Origin of the sequence: Streptomyces sp. A 4/2, from assembly GCF_940670765.1 — a bacterium.
In the GTDB taxonomy this organism is placed as follows: domain Bacteria; phylum Actinomycetota; class Actinomycetes; order Streptomycetales; family Streptomycetaceae; genus Streptomyces.
Genome location: NZ_CALNVW010000007.1, coordinates 282,995 through 298,599, shown reverse-complemented (window position 1 = coordinate 298,599; position 15,605 = coordinate 282,995). Strand labels below are relative to the sequence as shown.

Annotated in this window: 13 protein-coding genes; 6 read left to right on the top strand and 7 right to left on the bottom strand. The window is 71.1% G+C overall.

The genetic code is table 11. The features are described 5' to 3' along the window. Nucleotides 1–95: 95 nt before the first annotated feature. The 4 genes from NBY69_RS05235 to NBY69_RS05220 form a co-directional block, all read right to left on the bottom strand. The gene (locus tag NBY69_RS05235) at nt 96–998 is read right to left on the bottom strand and encodes an acyl-CoA thioesterase II (RefSeq protein ID WP_250298539.1); all 903 of its coding nucleotides are present in this window, start codon (nt 996–998) and stop codon (nt 96–98) included. Nucleotides 999–1,016: 18 nt separating this feature from the next. Beyond that, the gene (locus NBY69_RS05230; protein WP_250298538.1) at nt 1,017–2,174 is read right to left on the bottom strand and encodes an acyl-CoA dehydrogenase family protein; all 1,158 of its coding nucleotides are present in this window, start codon (nt 2,172–2,174) and stop codon (nt 1,017–1,019) included. A gap of 135 nt (nt 2,175–2,309) precedes the next feature. Continuing rightward, the gene (locus NBY69_RS05225; protein WP_250298537.1) at nt 2,310–2,531 is read right to left on the bottom strand and encodes a DUF397 domain-containing protein; all 222 of its coding nucleotides are present in this window, start codon (nt 2,529–2,531) and stop codon (nt 2,310–2,312) included. Continuing rightward, nucleotides 2,524–3,318, bottom strand: coding sequence for a helix-turn-helix transcriptional regulator (locus NBY69_RS05220; RefSeq protein WP_250298536.1), 795 nt, complete (start codon nt 3,316–3,318; stop codon nt 2,524–2,526). The genes NBY69_RS05225 and NBY69_RS05220 overlap by 8 nt, the downstream gene beginning before the upstream one ends. Before the next feature lie 129 nt (nt 3,319–3,447). Between NBY69_RS05220 and NBY69_RS05215 the strand changes: the two genes are divergently transcribed. Next, a complete protein-coding gene (locus tag NBY69_RS05215) occupies nt 3,448–3,762 on the top strand; it encodes a hypothetical protein (RefSeq protein WP_250298535.1) in 315 nt (104 codons plus the stop codon). Nucleotides 3,763–3,830: 68 nt separating this feature from the next. On the opposite strand, the gene NBY69_RS05210 is transcribed toward NBY69_RS05215, so the two are convergent. After that, complete coding sequence (locus NBY69_RS05210; protein ID WP_374211210.1) at nt 3,831–5,339, bottom strand: PucR family transcriptional regulator ligand-binding domain-containing protein; 1,509 nt, start codon at nt 5,337–5,339, stop codon at nt 3,831–3,833. Between the two features lie 141 nt (nt 5,340–5,480). Here NBY69_RS05210 and NBY69_RS05205 point away from each other — a divergent pair, with 141 nt between their 5' ends. From NBY69_RS05205 to NBY69_RS05195, 3 genes are all read left to right on the top strand, one after another. Then, on the top strand, nt 5,481–7,070 hold the full coding sequence (locus NBY69_RS05205; protein ID WP_250298534.1) for a sodium:solute symporter: 1,590 nt from the start codon (nt 5,481–5,483) through the stop codon (nt 7,068–7,070). 80 nt (nt 7,071–7,150) lie between these two features. Next, a complete protein-coding gene (gene speB, locus NBY69_RS05200; RefSeq protein WP_250298533.1) occupies nt 7,151–8,122 on the top strand; it encodes an agmatinase in 972 nt (323 codons plus the stop codon). Further along, on the top strand, nt 8,119–9,795 hold the full coding sequence (locus tag NBY69_RS05195; RefSeq protein WP_250298532.1) for a thiamine pyrophosphate-binding protein: 1,677 nt from the start codon (nt 8,119–8,121) through the stop codon (nt 9,793–9,795). Before speB ends, NBY69_RS05195 begins: the two co-directional genes overlap by 4 nt. Nucleotides 9,796–9,812: 17 nt before the next feature. Here the strand turns inward: NBY69_RS05195 and NBY69_RS05190 are convergent, their stop codons facing one another. Together NBY69_RS05190 and NBY69_RS05185 are read right to left on the bottom strand one after the other, a co-directional pair. Then, complete coding sequence (locus NBY69_RS05190) at nt 9,813–10,154, bottom strand: helix-turn-helix domain-containing protein (RefSeq protein WP_250298531.1); 342 nt, start codon at nt 10,152–10,154, stop codon at nt 9,813–9,815. Next, nucleotides 10,154–10,537, bottom strand: coding sequence for a type II toxin-antitoxin system RelE/ParE family toxin (locus tag NBY69_RS05185; RefSeq protein ID WP_250298530.1), 384 nt, complete (start codon nt 10,535–10,537; stop codon nt 10,154–10,156). The genes NBY69_RS05190 and NBY69_RS05185 overlap by 1 nt, the downstream gene beginning before the upstream one ends. A 169-nt stretch (nt 10,538–10,706) precedes the next feature. On the opposite strand from NBY69_RS05185, the gene NBY69_RS05180 reads away from it, so the two are divergent. After that, nucleotides 10,707–11,633, top strand: a complete 927-nt coding sequence (locus NBY69_RS05180; RefSeq protein WP_250298529.1) for a serine hydrolase — start codon at nt 10,707–10,709, stop codon at nt 11,631–11,633. A gap of 112 nt (nt 11,634–11,745) precedes the next feature. Further along, nucleotides 11,746–15,522 carry an ABC transporter ATP-binding protein gene (locus NBY69_RS05175; RefSeq protein ID WP_250298528.1) on the top strand — a complete coding sequence of 1,259 codons (3,777 nt, stop codon included), beginning with the start codon at nt 11,746–11,748 and terminating at the stop codon, nt 15,520–15,522. Nucleotides 15,523–15,605 lie beyond the last annotated feature (83 nt).

Genomic DNA, 15,605 nt, shown 5'->3' with positions numbered 1-15,605 from the left:
GCCTGTTGTCCGAGTGGCCGGGCCGCCTCGAAGTGGTCGGCCATCGCCGCGTCGTCCCGCGACAGGAAACGGCTCAGCACCCGCCCCACGCCCCCTCAGCGGGGAACCCGGACGACACCCTCCTGGATCACCGTGACCGCCAACTGCCCGTCCTGCGTGTAGATCCGGGCCTGCCCGAGGCCCCGCCCGCCGGACGAGGACGGTGACTCCTGGTCGTACAGCAGCCACTCGTCGGCCCGGAACGGGCGGTGGAACCACATCGCGTGGTCCAGGCTCGCGCCCACGATGTCGCCGGTCGCCCAGCCGCCGCGCCCGTGTGCGAGCAGTACCGAGTCGAGCAGCGTCATGTCGGAGACGTACGTGGCGAGGCAGACGTGCAGCAGCGGGTCGTCCGCCAGCTTCCCCCTCGTACGGAACCAGACCTGCGAGCGCGGTTCGCCCGGGGTGCCGACGCTGGCGAACGGCGGGGCGTCGACATAGCGCAGGTCGACCGCGGCGCGCGCTTCGAGCAGCCGGTCCAGGGTGCCCGGGTCCAGGAAACGGTCCGCGTAGCGCGGCAGTTGCTCGGCGGCCGTCGGCAGCGTCTCCGGGTCGGGGGCCTGCGGCATGGGCGCTTGGTGTTCAAGCCCCTCCTCGTACGTCTGGAAGGACGCCGAGAGGTGGAAGATCGGCTGGCCGTGCTGGACTGCGACGACCCGGCGGGTGGTGAAGGAGCGGCCGTCGCGGATGCGGTCGACCGTGTAGACGATCGGCGCGCCCGGGTCGCCGGGGCGCAGGAAGTACGCGTGCAGCGAGTGGGCCAGCGGGGTGTTTCCCGGAGCCGGGGAGAGGTCCGTGTCCGTGGGCACCGTACGCCCCGCGGCGACCAGGGCCTGTGCGGCGACCTGGCCGCCGAAGACGCGCGGCACGACGGAGGAGTGGCTCTGGCCGCGGAAGATGTCCTGCTCGATCCGCTCCAGGTCGAGGAGACCGAGCAGGGACTCAAGTGCCGTGTTCATGGGGTATTTCTAACAGGCCTACAGGCCCATGTTCTTCGCGATGATCATCTTCATGACTTCGCTGGTGCCGCCGTAGATCCGGTTGACCCGGTTGTCCGCGTAGAGGCGGGCGATCGGGTACTCGTTCATGTAGCCGTAGCCGCCGTGCAGCTGGAGGCACTTGTCGATCACGCGGTGCGCGACCTCGGTGGTGAAGAGCTTCGCGGACGCGGCCTCGGCCGCCGTCAACTCGCCCAGGTCGTGGGCTTCGAGGGCGCGGTCGCAGACGGCCTCGGCCGCGTCGACCTCGGCCTGGCAGGCGGCCAGTTCGAACTTGGTGTTCTGGAACGACGCGACGGTCTTGCCGAACACGGTGCGCTCCTGCACGTACGCCTGGGCGAACCGGACGGCGGCGGCGGCCTGCGCGTACGCACCCACGGCGATGCCGAGACGCTCCTGCGGGAGGTTCTGGCCGAGGTAGGAGAAGCCCTTGTTCTCCTCGCCGAGCAGGTCCTCGACCGGCACCTTGACGTCGCTGAAGGACAGTTCGGCGGTGTCGGAGGTCTTCAGGCCGAGCTTGTCGAGCTTGCGGCCGACCGCGTACCCCTCGGACTTGGTGTCCACGACGAGCAGCGAGATGCCGTGCCGGCGGTCCTCGGCGGTCGGGGCCGCGGTGCGGGCGCAGACGATGACGCGGTCGGCGTGCACCCCGCCGGTGATGAAGGTCTTGGCGCCGTTGAGCACGTAGTGCGTGCCGTCGGCGGAGAGCTTGGCGGTGGTCTTCATGCCCGCCAGGTCGGAACCGGTGCCCGGCTCGGTCATGGCGATGGCGAACATCGAGGCGCCGGACGCGAAGTCGGGGAGCCAGCGCTTCTTCTGGTCCTCGGTGGCGTACGCCTTCAGGTACGGCAGGCAGAGCGCGACGTGCACGCCGGAACCGCCGAAGGAGACACCGGCGCGGGCGCACTCCTCGGAGATGATCGCCTGGAACTTGAAGGACTCCTCGCCCGCGCCGCCGAACTCCTCGGGCACCTCGATGCCGAAGATGCCCAGCTCGCCGAGCTTCTGGTAGAACTCGCGCGGCGCCTGGCCCGCCGCCAGCCACTCGTCGTACACCGGAACGACCTCGGCCTCGATGAACGACCGGATGGTGTCCCGGAATGCCTGGTGGTCCTCGTTGTAGACGGTACGGCGCACGGAAGGCTCCTCTGCGAGTTCTGGCGTGGCCCCGGGGTTCGGTCGGTCCGGTCGGCCGCTCCTGCTAAGCGCTTGCTCAGTCGAAGTTACCGGGAGGTCACCAGGGCTGTCCAGAGTGAGCCTGACCACCCGTGCTCACATCGGAACGCCGCCGCCCTTGAGCGCGGTGATGAACGATGCCCACCCGGCTGCGGGGAAGATCAGGGCCGGGCCGTGGGGCGCCTTGGAGTCGCGTACGGGAATGCCGGAGGGGTGGTTGTCCAGGACCTCTACGCAGCTGCCGCCGTCCGTGTTGCTGTACGACGACTTGCGCCAGCCGTTCAGTGCAGCTGCGTCCTGGATGATGCGGTCAGCCATGGTCTCCGTGTTCCTTCGCAATCGCTCTCATCAGGGCCAGTGACTCCCTCAGCGGGAGCGCGTCGCTCAGAGCCAGATCGTAGGCTCCTTGGAGCCTCTCGACCAGGGCGGGTGAGTCGTGCAGCTTGCCCATGAACGCGCCTTCGCTGTAAGCGGCCGGAGGTTGGTCCTCGAACCACATCAGCGACACCATGCCCTGAAGCAATGGATGGGCGCCGATGCCGAACGGCAGGACATGGACCCGTACGCGTCCGCGCTCCACCAAGTCGATGATGTGGGAGACCTGTTCCCTCATGATCGCGGGGCTCCCGACCGGGCGGCGCAGCACTGGCTCGTCCAGAACGGCCCACACCACGGGCGTCACCGGATCGCTGAGGATCGATGCCCGGTCAAGCCGTGCGACGACGAGCCTGTCGCACTCGTCGTCACTCCGCGGTGGGAAGTCCGCCTGCAGAACCGCACGCGCATATCCCTGTGTCTGCAGGATGCCGGGCACGAAGGAGTAGGCGTACTCCCTGATCATCGTTGCCTGTTGTTCGAGTTGCCGGGCGGCCTCGAAGTAGTTGGCGACCGCTGCGTCGCTCTGCGGCCGGAAGCTGCTGAGCACGTTCCCGGTGTCCAACGCCTTGTCCAGGCGCTGCGCGTCCTCCTCGGAAGGGATCCGCCGTCCCCCCTCGATGTGCGAGATGTGCGAGCGGGTCATGATCGCCGCGTTGGCCAACTCCTGTTGTGTCAGCCCTGCTGCCTCGCGCTGTGCCTTCAGCCACTCGCCGTACCGATTGCTCATCCCCAACTCCCGTGCGCCAAAAGCTCCGTCACCAGCAAACCTCTGGCGAGCCTAGCCCTTCCCGTCTCACGCTGTGAGTGGATCACTACCCAGCGCAATGCGCAGCCGTCGACGTACAGGAGCCGCCACATGATCGACCAGACGTCCGGAGTGGGGAGGCTGCTCCCCTGGGCCAGTCCGGAAGGGAAGCCCTGTTACGTCTTCGGGGACGGGACCGGGCGCGTCTCCCGTTACGCGGACGGTGTCGAGAGCCGGCAGCTCGACATGGCCGACGAACTGCTCGATCACGTCGCCGACATGGCCGACGCCCCGGAGGTCACCTCGGTGCAGCTCCGCTACGTGGTGGCGCGCCTGGCCGAGTCGTTGCGTGATCTGCACCGGATCGCGCGGAGCCGGGGTGCGCGGCTGGCGGCTCCCGCCTACGACGATCCCGGGTGCGAGTGAGGCGCGCAGCAGGCGGGTCGCGGGGTGCCGCACCTCGCGGAGGCCGCTCGCCGGTGCTTGCCGCCCGCTCAGCCCTGGCGCAGCGCGAACCAGAGTTCCGACCGCACGTCCATGTCGTCCAGATCCGTGCCGAGCAGCGTCCTGCACCGGCCGATCCGCTGGCGGACGGTGTTGCGGTGCACGCCCAGCGCCGCCGCCGTCCGGTCCCAACTGCCGTGCAGCGCAAGCCAGGTGCGCAGCGTCTCGGGCAGCGGGCCGTCCGTGCCCAGCGGTGCGAGCAGTGCCTGTGCGTGGGCGGTCGCCTCCGCCGGGTCCAGCAGTGCGGCCAGGCCCGTGCCGCCGTGCCGGACCAGCGGGGTGCCGGTCGTCTCCGCGCGGCGCAGGGCCCGTCCGGCCTGGGCGTCGGCCGCCGCGAGGTCCCGCAACGTTGCCGGGGCGCTCACCCCGAGGCTCCAGCCGGGGCGGCGGGTCACCTCCCGGCCGGCGGGGAGCAGGGCGCGTACGGTGTCGGCCGCCGCGTCCACCAGCGGGCTGCCCAGCGCCGGAGCCGCCCCCGCGCCGCGGCCGTGCACGACGGTCCACGGCCCCTCGCCGAGCAGCGGCGCCACCTCCTCGGGCGCGGCCCCCAGCAGCAGCCGCACCAGCGCGGCCGACCGCGCCGCCTCGTCGGCCCCCGGCCGCTCCGCGGTCAGCAGCGAGAGCAGGACGACGGCCACCCCGGCGACGGTGTGGTCGCCGGGTTCGCGCCGGGTGGTGGCGACCCCGAGCACCAGCCCCTCGCCCCCGGCCACCGCGTACGCGGCCAGCTGGGCGGAGCCCGCGGTGTCGGTGGCGGAGGCGGGTGCCGGTCGGGCTGCCGGGGGCCGGGAGTCCTGGGTGGTGGCTTGCGCCGTCGTGGGCCGGACGACCCGGGCGAGCGCCGTCACCCCGGCGCGTACCTCCGGCGCGGGCTCGCGGCCCGCCGTCCCGAGGGCGGTGCCGTCCGGGGCCAGCAGGACGGTCCAGCCGCCCAGCCGCCGCGCCAGCTGACGCAGTACGGCGGGCACCGGTTCGGGGCGGGCCGCCGCCGCGGCCAGGCCCTGCTGGGCCTCCGACATCCGGCGCAGCTCACGGTGGCGGGCCTCCGCCATCAGCCCCCAGACCGCGCGGGCCACCGCGGTGAACGGCGTCCGGGTCGGCACCTCGACGAGCGGCAGACCGTGCCGGTCGCACGCCTCGGCCAGCGCGGGCGGCACCGTGTCGTACACCGGCGCGAGCCCGAAGCCGAGCGCGGCCCCGCCCGCCGCGACGATCCGGCTCACGTACCGGTCGGCGTCGCTGAGCTGCACGCCCGCGGTCAGCAGCAGTTCGCCGCCGAGCAGATACGGATACGGGTCGGCCATCTCGCTGGTGTGCACCCAGTGCACCGAGGCACCCCCGGCACCCCCGGCACCCCCGGCCTCCCCGGACCCCCCGGCCCCCTCGGCCGCCGGGCCCGCGACCTGGCGCAGCCCGAGGTCCTGGCGGGCGAGGAGCGCGGCCAGCGGAACGGGGGGAGTGGGCGGAGCGGCGGGGTCCGGCATGGACGTTCCATCCATCGAGAAAGGGTTCAGATGGACGGAACGTACACTTCAACGTCCCTTTCCGGCCACCTAGTGTCAACCGACGAAAGCAGGCGGCAGCGGCAGCAGCAGCGGCGCTGACGACGGCGGCGGCAGGCGCGGAAAGAGGGAGGGCTCATGGCAGTCGACTACGCAGTGATCGTCGTCTACCTGGCGGGCATGCTCGCCATGGGCTGGTGGGGCATGCGCCGCGCCAGGTCCAAGTCCGAGTTCCTGGTGGCGGGCCGCAGGCTCGGACCGGCCATGTACTCGGGCACCATGGCCGCGATCGTCCTCGGCGGTGCCTCCACCATCGGCGGTGTCGGCCTCGGCTACCAGTACGGCCTTTCCGGCGCCTGGATGGTCGTCACGATCGGCCTCGGGCTGCTGGCCCTCAGCGTGTTCTTCTCCGCCCGCATCGCCCGGCTCAAGGTCTACACCGTCTCCGAGATGCTCGACCTGCGGTACGGCGGCCGGGCCGGGGTCATCTCCGGCGTCGTCATGTGGGCGTACACGCTGATGCTCGCCGTCACCTCGACCATCGCCTACGCCACGATCTTCGACGTCCTCTTCGACATGAACCGGACGGTCGCGATCGTCCTCGGCGGTGCGATCGTCGTCGCGTACTCCACGCTCGGCGGGATGTGGTCGATCACCCTCACCGACATGGTGCAGTTCGTCGTCAAGACGATCGGGGTGCTGCTCCTGCTGCTGCCGATCGCGGTCGTGAAGGCCGGTGGCTTCTCCGGGATGAAGGCGAAGCTGCCCACCTCGTACTTCGACCCGCTGGGCATCGGCGGCGAGACCATCTTCACGTACGTCCTGATCTACACCTTCGGGATGCTGATCGGGCAGGACATCTGGCAGCGGGTGTTCACCGCCCGCAGCGACAAGGTCGCCCGGCTCGGCGGCACCGTCGCCGGTACGTACTGCCTGGTGTACGCGGTCGCCGGAGCGGTCATCGGTACGGCCGCCAAGGTCATGTACCCGAAGCTGCCGAGCGCCGACGCCGCCTTCGCCACCATCGTCAAGGACGAACTGCCCGTCGGTGTACGGGGTTTGGTGCTCGCCGCCGCGCTGGCCGCCGTGATGTCCACCTCGTCCGGAGCGCTGATCGCCTGCGCCACCGTCGCCAACAACGACATCTGGTCGCGGCTGCGCGGGATGCGCGCCTCCCCGGGTGCGCAGGGCGACGGCAGCGACGGCAGTGACGATCGCGACGAGGTGCGCGGCAACCGGGCCTTCATCCTCGCCATGGGTGTGCTGGTCATCTGTATCGCCATCGCCCTCAACAACGTCGTCGAAGCACTCACCGTCGCCTACAACCTGCTGGTCGGCGGGTTGCTGGTGCCGATCCTCGGCGGCCTGCTGTGGAAGCGCGGCACGGTGCAGGGGGCGCTGACGGCCGTGACCGCCGGCGGACTCGTCGTCCTCGGCCTGATGTGGAGGTACGGGGCGCTCGCCAACGAGCCCATCTACTACGGGCTGCTGGCCTCGCTGGTCTCGTACGTCGTCGTCTCGCTCGCCTCGAAGCCGACCGACGCGGCCGTACTCGCCCACTGGCGAGACCGGCTGGCCGGGCGCGAGGAGGGATCGGGAGAGGTGTCCGGGTCCGCGGGAGAGGTGTCCGGGTCCGCGGGAGAGGTGTCCGGGTCCGCGGGAGAGGTGCCCGGGTCCGCGGGAGAGGTGCCCGGGTCCGAACCGGAGACCGCTCCGGCACAGAGTTAGAGTTCCGAAGCGTCAAAAGCATCCAATACATCTCTGAAACGCTCTGAAACGCCAAAAAACCAGAGAAGAAGGGCACACCCATGAGCAGCACCGATCAGCCGCGCGGTCCCGTCGATTCGTCCCGTGTCCCGCGGTACGCCGGTCCGGCGACCTTCGCCAGGCTGCCCCGGCTCGACGAGGTCGGCGGCCGGGCCGATGTCGCCGTCGTCGGTGTGCCCTTCGACAGCGGTGTCTCGTACCGCCCCGGCGCCCGGTTCGGCGGCAACGCCATCCGTGAGGCGTCCCGGCTGCTGCGCCCGTACAACCCGGCGCAGGACGCCTCGCCGTTCGCGCTGGCGCAGGTCGCCGACGCCGGTGACATCGCCGCCAACCCGTTCCACATCAACGAGGCCGTCGACACGATCGAGGCCGCGGCCGACGACCTGCTGTCCACCGGCGCCCGGCTGATGACGCTCGGCGGCGACCACACCATCGCGCTGCCGCTGCTGCGCTCGGTGGCCAAGAAGCACGGGCCGGTGGCGCTGCTCCACTTCGACGCCCATCTCGACACCTGGGACACCTACTTCGGCGCCGAGTACACCCACGGCACGCCGTTCCGCCGGGCCGTCGAGGAGGGCATCCTCGACACGTCCGCGCTGTCCCACGTGGGCACCCGCGGCCCGCTCTACGGCAAGCAGGACCTGGACGACGACGCCAAGATGGGCTTCGGCATCGTCACGTCGGCCGACGTCATGCGCCGCGGCGTCGACGAGATCGCCGACCAGCTGCGCCAGCGCATCGGCGACCGCCCGCTGTACATCTCCATCGACATCGACGTACTGGACCCGGCGCACGCCCCCGGCACCGGTACCCCGGAGGCGGGCGGGCTGACCTCCCGCGAACTCCTGGAGATCGTCCGCGGACTCGCCTCCTGCCACCTGGTCTCCGCCGACCTCGTGGAGGTGGCCCCGGCCTACGACCACGCGGAGATCACCTCGGTCGCCGCGTCCCACACGGCGTACGAGCTCACCACGATCATGGCCCGACAGATCGCGGAGGGGCGTACGAAGTGACGCACGACCACCACCACGAGACCCCCCGGCTCACCGCCGAGCAGACCGCAGCCGCGCTGAATCCTCCGCCCGGCCGCAACGGCGGCGACCTGGTCGTCGAGACCCTCCAGGGGCTGGGCGCCACCACGGTCTTCGGCCTCCCCGGCCAGCACGCGCTCGGCATGTTCGACGCGCTGCGCCGCTCCTCGCTCGGGTACATCGGCCTGCGCGTCGAGAACAACGCGGGCTTCGCCGCCGACGCGTACGGCCGGATCACCGGCGAAGTGGCCCCGCTGCTGCTCTCCACCGGCCCCGGCGCCCTGACCTCGCTCGCCGCGCTCCAGGAGGCGGCAGCCGCCAGCGCGCCGGTACTCGCGATTTCCAGCCAGATCCCGACGGCCGGGCTCGGCGGCGGACGCCACGGCTATCTGCACGAACTCCGCGACCAGCAGGCGTCGTTCCGCGACATCGTGAAGTCCGTGCACACGGTCCGCACGCCGTCGCAGATCCCGTCGGCCATCGCGGCGGCCTGGGAGTCCGCGCTCACGGCGCCGCACGGCCCGGTCTGGGTGGAGATCCCGCAGGACGTCCTGCTGGCGGAGACCCTGCTGCCACCGGTCACGGCGATGGACGCGACCCCGCGCGAGCTCGAACCCCGCCCGGAACTGACCGCCGTGGCGGCCCACTGGCTCTCGCACGCCGAACGCCCGGTGATCATCGCGGGCGGCGGGGTCGTACGGTCCGACGCGTCCGGCAAGCTCCGCGCGCTCGCCGAGAAGCTGGACGCGCCGGTCGTCTGCACGGTCGGCGGCAAGGGGGCGTTCCCCTGGGAGCACCCGCTCTCGCTCCAGTCCTGGATGGAGGACCGGCACACCACGGACTTCCTCGAAGCGGCCGACGTCCTGCTGGTCGTCGGCTCGGGGCTCGGCGAACTCTCCTCCAACTACCACACGTTCAAGCCGCGCGGCCGGGTCGTCCAGATCGAGGCCGACCTCGGCAAGCTGGAGTCCAACCATCCGGCGCTCGGTATCCACGCGGACGCCAGGACCGCGCTCTCGGCCCTGCTGGACGCGGTGACCGACCGGACGGATCCCGGCGCGCCGGACGCCGTACGGACGGTGCTCGCGAAGGTACGGGAGCGGATCGCGGGCCAGGACCTGGGCCTGGAACAGCAGATCCTGGCCTCGGTGCGGGCCGCGCTGCCCGCCGACGCGCCCAGCTTCTGGGACATGACGATCCTCGCCTACTGGGCCTGGTCCGCCTGGCCCGGCGCCCTGCACTCCGCCCAGGGCGCGGGCGGTCTCGGCTACGGCTTCCCGGCGGCGCTGGGCGCGGCGGTCGCCGACCCCACCAGGCCGGTCCTCGCCGTGTCGGGGGACGGCGGCGCGATGTACTCGATCGCCGAACTGGCCACGGCCAGGCAGTACAACCTGCCGGTCACCTGGCTGATCGTGGACGACGGCGGCTACGGGATCCTGCGCGAGTACATGGAGGACGCGTTCGGCGAGGCCACGGCCACGGAACTGGCCCGCCCGGACTTCGTCGCGCTCGCCGGGTCCTTCGGCGTCCCCGCGGTCCGCACCACCCCGGAGTCACTCACCGAGGACCTGGCCAAGTCCCTTGCGGAACCAGGGCCTTCGGTGGTCGTGCTGCCCGCGCTGCTCAAGATGTTCGCTCCGACGCATCTGGACTGAACGGTGGAGCCGCGGGGTCAGGCGGCGGCCGTACGTGCCGTGAACGCGACGTGGGACGTGTCGTCGACCAGCTCCAGCCGGAGTGACGCGTCCAACGCGCGTGCCAGCCGTGCCAGCAGCGGCAGGGTCGGCACGGTGCCGCCCAGTTCCAGCTTGGAAACCTGTGGCTGGGTCATGTCTGCCCGCTGGGCGAGCTCGGCCTGCGAGATACCGAGTTCCGTCCGGCGGTCGTACACGGCCTGGCCGAGGTCGAACGCGAGGCGGATCTCCTCCTGCATCCGTGCTACGCCAGGACCCTCGGCGATCCCCTGAGCGGTCTTCTTGTCCCGAGCGAGCTTCCAGCGTGCGTGACTGACCATCACAGCTCTCCCTTCTCCACGGCACGGGTGAATTCGTCGTGAGCAGGCTCGTGGCTTGCTTCACAGGTGCTCTTGGCGCGTTGCGCGCGAGCGACCTCGGCGTCTTCGCGCGATCTGGTCTTGCGGAAGATCGTCAGCAGCACGATCCGGCGGTCCGGTGCGAGCCAGTACGAGACCCGTATGGCATCTCGATTGTGCCCCAGAGCGAAGCGCAACTCTCTTACACCGTCGCCCAGATGTCGCGAGTAGGGCTCCCCGAGGGTGGTCGGGCTGTCTGCCAGTCGCCCGGCGACGTGGTCCACCACTGCGTAGTCCCGGTCCGAGAGGTTCATCAACCACAGCCGGACCTCCGGTTCGATCTCGATCACATAGGGGGCATCCATATAGCCGAACGTATAGCTACTCCAGTGTATATCGGCACGTTCATCTGCGGAATCAGCCTCAGGAGTGAAAGACGCAGGGTCCTGCCGTGCAACTTTCCGGCCGCCCGCGAGTCATCTGAGGCGGGGCGCCAGGGCGCTCCCGAATGACCTCAGGGGACGGGAAACCTCCATGACACACCACCGAATACCCCGCCGGACAGCTGCCGCGACCGCCGCGGCGCTGGCCGCCGGAGTCCTCGCGCCGCTCGCCTTCACGGCGGCTCCGGCGGAGGCCGCGACGCCCGCCGTGGCGTGCACCTCCGCCAGGGCCGGGCTGGCCGCGAAGCTGAAGACGGACATCACCGCCGCGCTCAAGGGGCGGAAATCGACCGTCGCGGTCGGTCTCTACGACCGGTCGACGAAGACCACCTGCACCCTGCGCGGGGACACGACGTACGACTCCGCGAGCGTCGTGAAGGCCACCGTGCTCGCGACGCTGCTCTGGGACAACAAGAAGCACAACCGCTATCTGACGGCCCGCGAGACCAGCCTCGCCACCGCCATGATCACCAAGTCGGACAACAACGCCACCTCCACCCTGTGGAAGCAGCTCGGCGCGACGAAGGTCAAGGGCTTCCTCAAGGCGGCGGGCATGACCCGGACGGTTCCCGGTTCCGGCACGTACTGGGGGCTCACGCAGATCACCGTCCGGGACGAGCAGAAGCTGCTGGCCCTGCTCACCGCCAAGAACTCCGTACTGAGCGACAGCTCACGGGCGTACGAGCTCGGGCTGATGCACAAGGTCATCTCGTCCCAGCGCTGGGGCACCCCCGCCGGGGCCCCGGCGGGAGCGACCGTACAGGTCAAGAACGGCTGGCTGCAGCGGTCCACGCACGGGTGGCGGGTGCACTCGATCGGGGCCTTCACCGGCAAGGGCCACGACTACACGATCACCGTGCTCACCCAGGACAACAGGACGATGACCGACGGCGTGAACACCATCCAGGCCGTCGCCCGCGCGATCCACAAGGACCTCAACGCCAAGGCCGCTCTGCGCGCGACCGTCGAGCCGCCGGCCACGCCCCACGAGGTGGCCCCCGCGGTCCCGAACGCGTAGGTCCGGCGACCGGTCTCCCCCGGCCTTCCGGCCCGTGATTGTTGCGGCGGGATGAAATCCCCTGGTCGCCGCGTTGGTTCCTTCCGGTGGTATCGGACAACGGGAGGCACCAGTGGCGGACGCCGCGACAACACGGGAACAGGGCTGGGGGAGACGGCTCACCGGGTACGCCTGGCGCTACCGGCGCAATGTGCTGCTGGCCCTCGGCTCCTCACTCGCCGGGATGGCCGTCATGGCCCTCGTCCCGCTGGTCACCAAGGTGATCATCGATGACGTCATCGGGAACCACACGCGGTCCCTCGGGGTGTGGACGGGGCTGCTGATCGGCGCGGCCGTCGTCGTCTACGTACTCACCTACATCCGGCGGTACTACGGCGGCCGTCTCGCCCTCGACGTCCAGCACGACCTCCGGACCGAGATGTACGGCACGATCCTGAAGCTGGACGGGCGGCGGCAGGACGAACTCTCCACCGGCCAGGTCATCGGCCGTGCCACCAGCGACCTCCAGCTGATCCAGGGCCTGCTCTTCATGCTGCCGATGACCCTCGGCAACGTCCTGCTCTTCGTGATCTCCCTGGGGATCATGGCCTGGCTCTCCCCGCTGCTGACCCTGATCGCCGTCGCCGTCGCCCCCGCGCTGTGGATCATCGCCAAGCGCAGCAGGACCCGGCTCTTCCCCGCCACCTGGTACGCCCAGGGGCAGGCGGCGGCCGTCGCGGGCGTCGTGGACGGGGCCGTCACCGGCGTCCGCGTGGTGAAGGGCTTCGGCCAGGAGGACCAGGAGACGGGCAAGCTCCGCGAGGTCAGCCGCAGGCTCTTCGCGGGCCGGCTGCGCACCATCAAGCTGAACTCCCGCTACACCCCGGCGCTCCAGGCCGTCCCCGCCCTCGGGCAGGTCGCGATGCTGGCGCTCGGCGGCTGGCTGGCCACCCGCGGCGAGATCACCCTCGGCACGTTCGTCGCCTTCTCCTCCTACCTCGCCCAGCTCGTCGGCCCGGTCCGGATGCTGGCGATGGTGCTCACCGTCGGCCAGCAGGCACGGGCGGGCGTCGAGCGCGTACTGGAGCTGATCGACACCGAACCGTCCATCCCCGACGGGACGAAGGAACTCCCCGCGGACGCCGGGGCGAGCGTCGAGTTCGACGACGTGTCGTTCGGCTACGCGCAGGAGCGGCCCGTGCTCGACGGCTTCTCGCTGGCCATCGCGCCCGGCGAGACCGTCGCCGTCGTCGGCTCGTCCGGCAGCGGGAAGTCGACCGTCTCGCTGCTGCTCCCGCGTTTCTACGACGTCTCGCACGGCGCCGTACTCATCGGCGGCCACGACGTACGCGAACTGACCCTGGAATCGCTGCGGGCCGCCATCGGCCTCGTGCCCGAGGACAGCTTCCTGTTCTCCGACACCGTCCGCGCCAACATCGCGTACGGCCACCCCGACGCCACCGACGAGCAGATCCGCACCGCGGTCCGCGCCGCCCAGGCCGACCGCTTCATCGACGAACTGCCCGCCGGGTACGACACCACCGTCGGCGAACACGGCCTCACCCTCTCCGGCGGCCAGCGCCAGCGCATCGCCCTGGCCCGCGCCATCCTCACCGACCCCCGGCTGCTCCTCCTCGACGACGCCACCTCCGCGGTGGACGCCCGCGTCGAGCACGAGATCCACGAGGCACTGCGCGGCGTGATGGCCGGCCGTACGACGCTGCTCATCGCCCACCGCCGCTCCACCCTCAACCTCGCCGACCGCATCGCGGTGCTCGACGGGGGCCGCCTCGCCGACATCGGTACGCACGAGGAGCTGGAGGAGCGCTGCGCGCTCTACCGGCGGCTGCTCACCGACCCCGAGGAACTGGGCGGGGTCTCACCCGGCCACGCCCTCCCGGCCGACGCCGACGCGCTGGAGGACACCTCCGTACGGGACGAGCTGGACGCCGAGTTCGACGTCGAGCGCGGCATCACCCCGCCCCTGTGGGTACGCACCGAGGCGCCCGCCGGGAGCGCTGAAGGCGCGCCCGCCGCACCCGGCGGGATGCCCGCCACCCCCGAACTCCTCGCCCAGGTCGAGGCGCTGCCGCCCGCCACGGACACCCCGGACGTCGACGAGGCGCACGCCGTCACGGCCGAGACGTCCTACGGACTGCGCAGACTACTGCGCGGCTTCGGACCCGTCCTGCTGATCAGCCTGCTGCTGGTGGCGGTCGACGCGGGCATGGGGCTGCTCCTGCCGGTACTGATCCGGCACGGCATCGACCAGGGCGTCACCCGGCTCGCCACCGGCGCGGTGTGGACCGCGGCCGGGCTCGCGCTGGTGACCGTGGCCGTCCAGTGGCTGGCGCAGACCGGCGAGACCCGGATGACCGGACGGACCGGCGAGCGCGTTCTCTACACCCTCCGTCTGAAGATCTTCGCCCAGCTCCAGCGGCTCGGACTCGACTACTACGAGCGCGAGTTGACGGGCCGGATCATGACCCGGATGACCACCGACGTGGACGCGCTGTCCACCTTCCTGCAGACCGGTCTGGTCACCGCGTTCGTCTCGGTCGTCACGTTCTTCGGCATCCTCGTCGTGCTCGTCGTGATCGATGTGCAGCTGGCTCTGGTGGTCTTCGCCACGCTGCCGTTCCTGATCGTCGCCACGTACTTCTTCCGGAAGAAGAGCGTCAAGGCGTACGAGCTGGCGCGCGAGCGGGTCTCCGCCGTCAACGCCGACCTCCAGGAGACGGTGTCCGGGCTGCGGATCGTGCAGGCCTTCCAGGGCGAGGGCACCGGCTCGGCGCGCTTCGCGGGCCGCAGCGACCACTACCGGCAGGCGCGGGTGCGCGGGCAGTGGCTGATCTCGGTCTACTTCCCCTTCGTGCAGCTGCTGTCGTCGGTGGCCGCGGCGGCCGTACTGATCGTGGGCTCGGGCCGCATCGAGGGGGGCACGCTCACCACGGGCGCGCTGGTCGCGTACCTGCTCTACATCGACCTGTTCTTCGCCCCCGTGCAGCAGCTCTCGCAGGTCTTCGACGGGTACCAGCAGGCCACGGTCTCGCTCAAGCGCATCCAGGAACTGCTCCAGGAGCCCACGTCGACGAAGGGCGCCGCCGCGCCACTGGACGTGACCTCGCTGCGCGGCGAGATCGCCTTCGAGGGCGTCTCGTTCGCCTACGGTCCCGCCGACGGCGGCGCGGACGGTCCGGCCGACCAGCCCGAAGCGGCGCTCAGCGGCATCGACCTGCGGATCCCGGCCGGGCAGACGGTCGCCTTCGTGGGGGAGACGGGCGCGGGCAAGTCCACGCTGGTCAAGCTGGTCGCCCGGTTCTACGACCCGACGTCGGGCCGGGTCACCGCGGACGGTACGGATCTGCGGGACATGGACATGACGGCGTACCGCCACCGGCTCGGCGTCGTCCCGCAGGAGGCGTACCTCTTCGCGGGTACGGTCCGGGACGCCATCGCCTACGGCCGCGCGGACGCGACGGACGCCGAGGTCGAGGCGGCGGCGCGGGCGGTCGGCGCGCACGACATGATCGCCACGCTGGACGGCGGCTATCTGCACACCGTGGCCGAGCGGGGACGCAATCTCTCCGCGGGGCAGCGGCAGCTGATCGCGCTGGCCCGCGCGGAGCTGGTGGACCCGGACATCCTGCTGCTCGACGAGGCGACGGCCGCACTCGACCTGGCGTCGGAGGCCCAGGTCAACCAGGCCACGGACCGGATCGCGGGCCGTCGTACGACGCTGGTGGTGGCCCACCGCCTGACGACGGCGGCGCGGGCGGACCGGGTGGTGGTGATGGACCACGGACGGGTCGTCGAGGACGGCACGCACGAGGAACTGCTGGCGCTGGACGGCAGCTACGCGCGGCTGTGGCGGACGTTCGTGGGGGAGCCCGCCGAGGTGGTGGCGTAGGGAGTCCGGTCCTCCGGGGGGTCGGCGGCCCCCGGGGATCCGGCTGTTCCAGGAGCGCGGCAGCTGCCGGGAGTCCGGCTGCT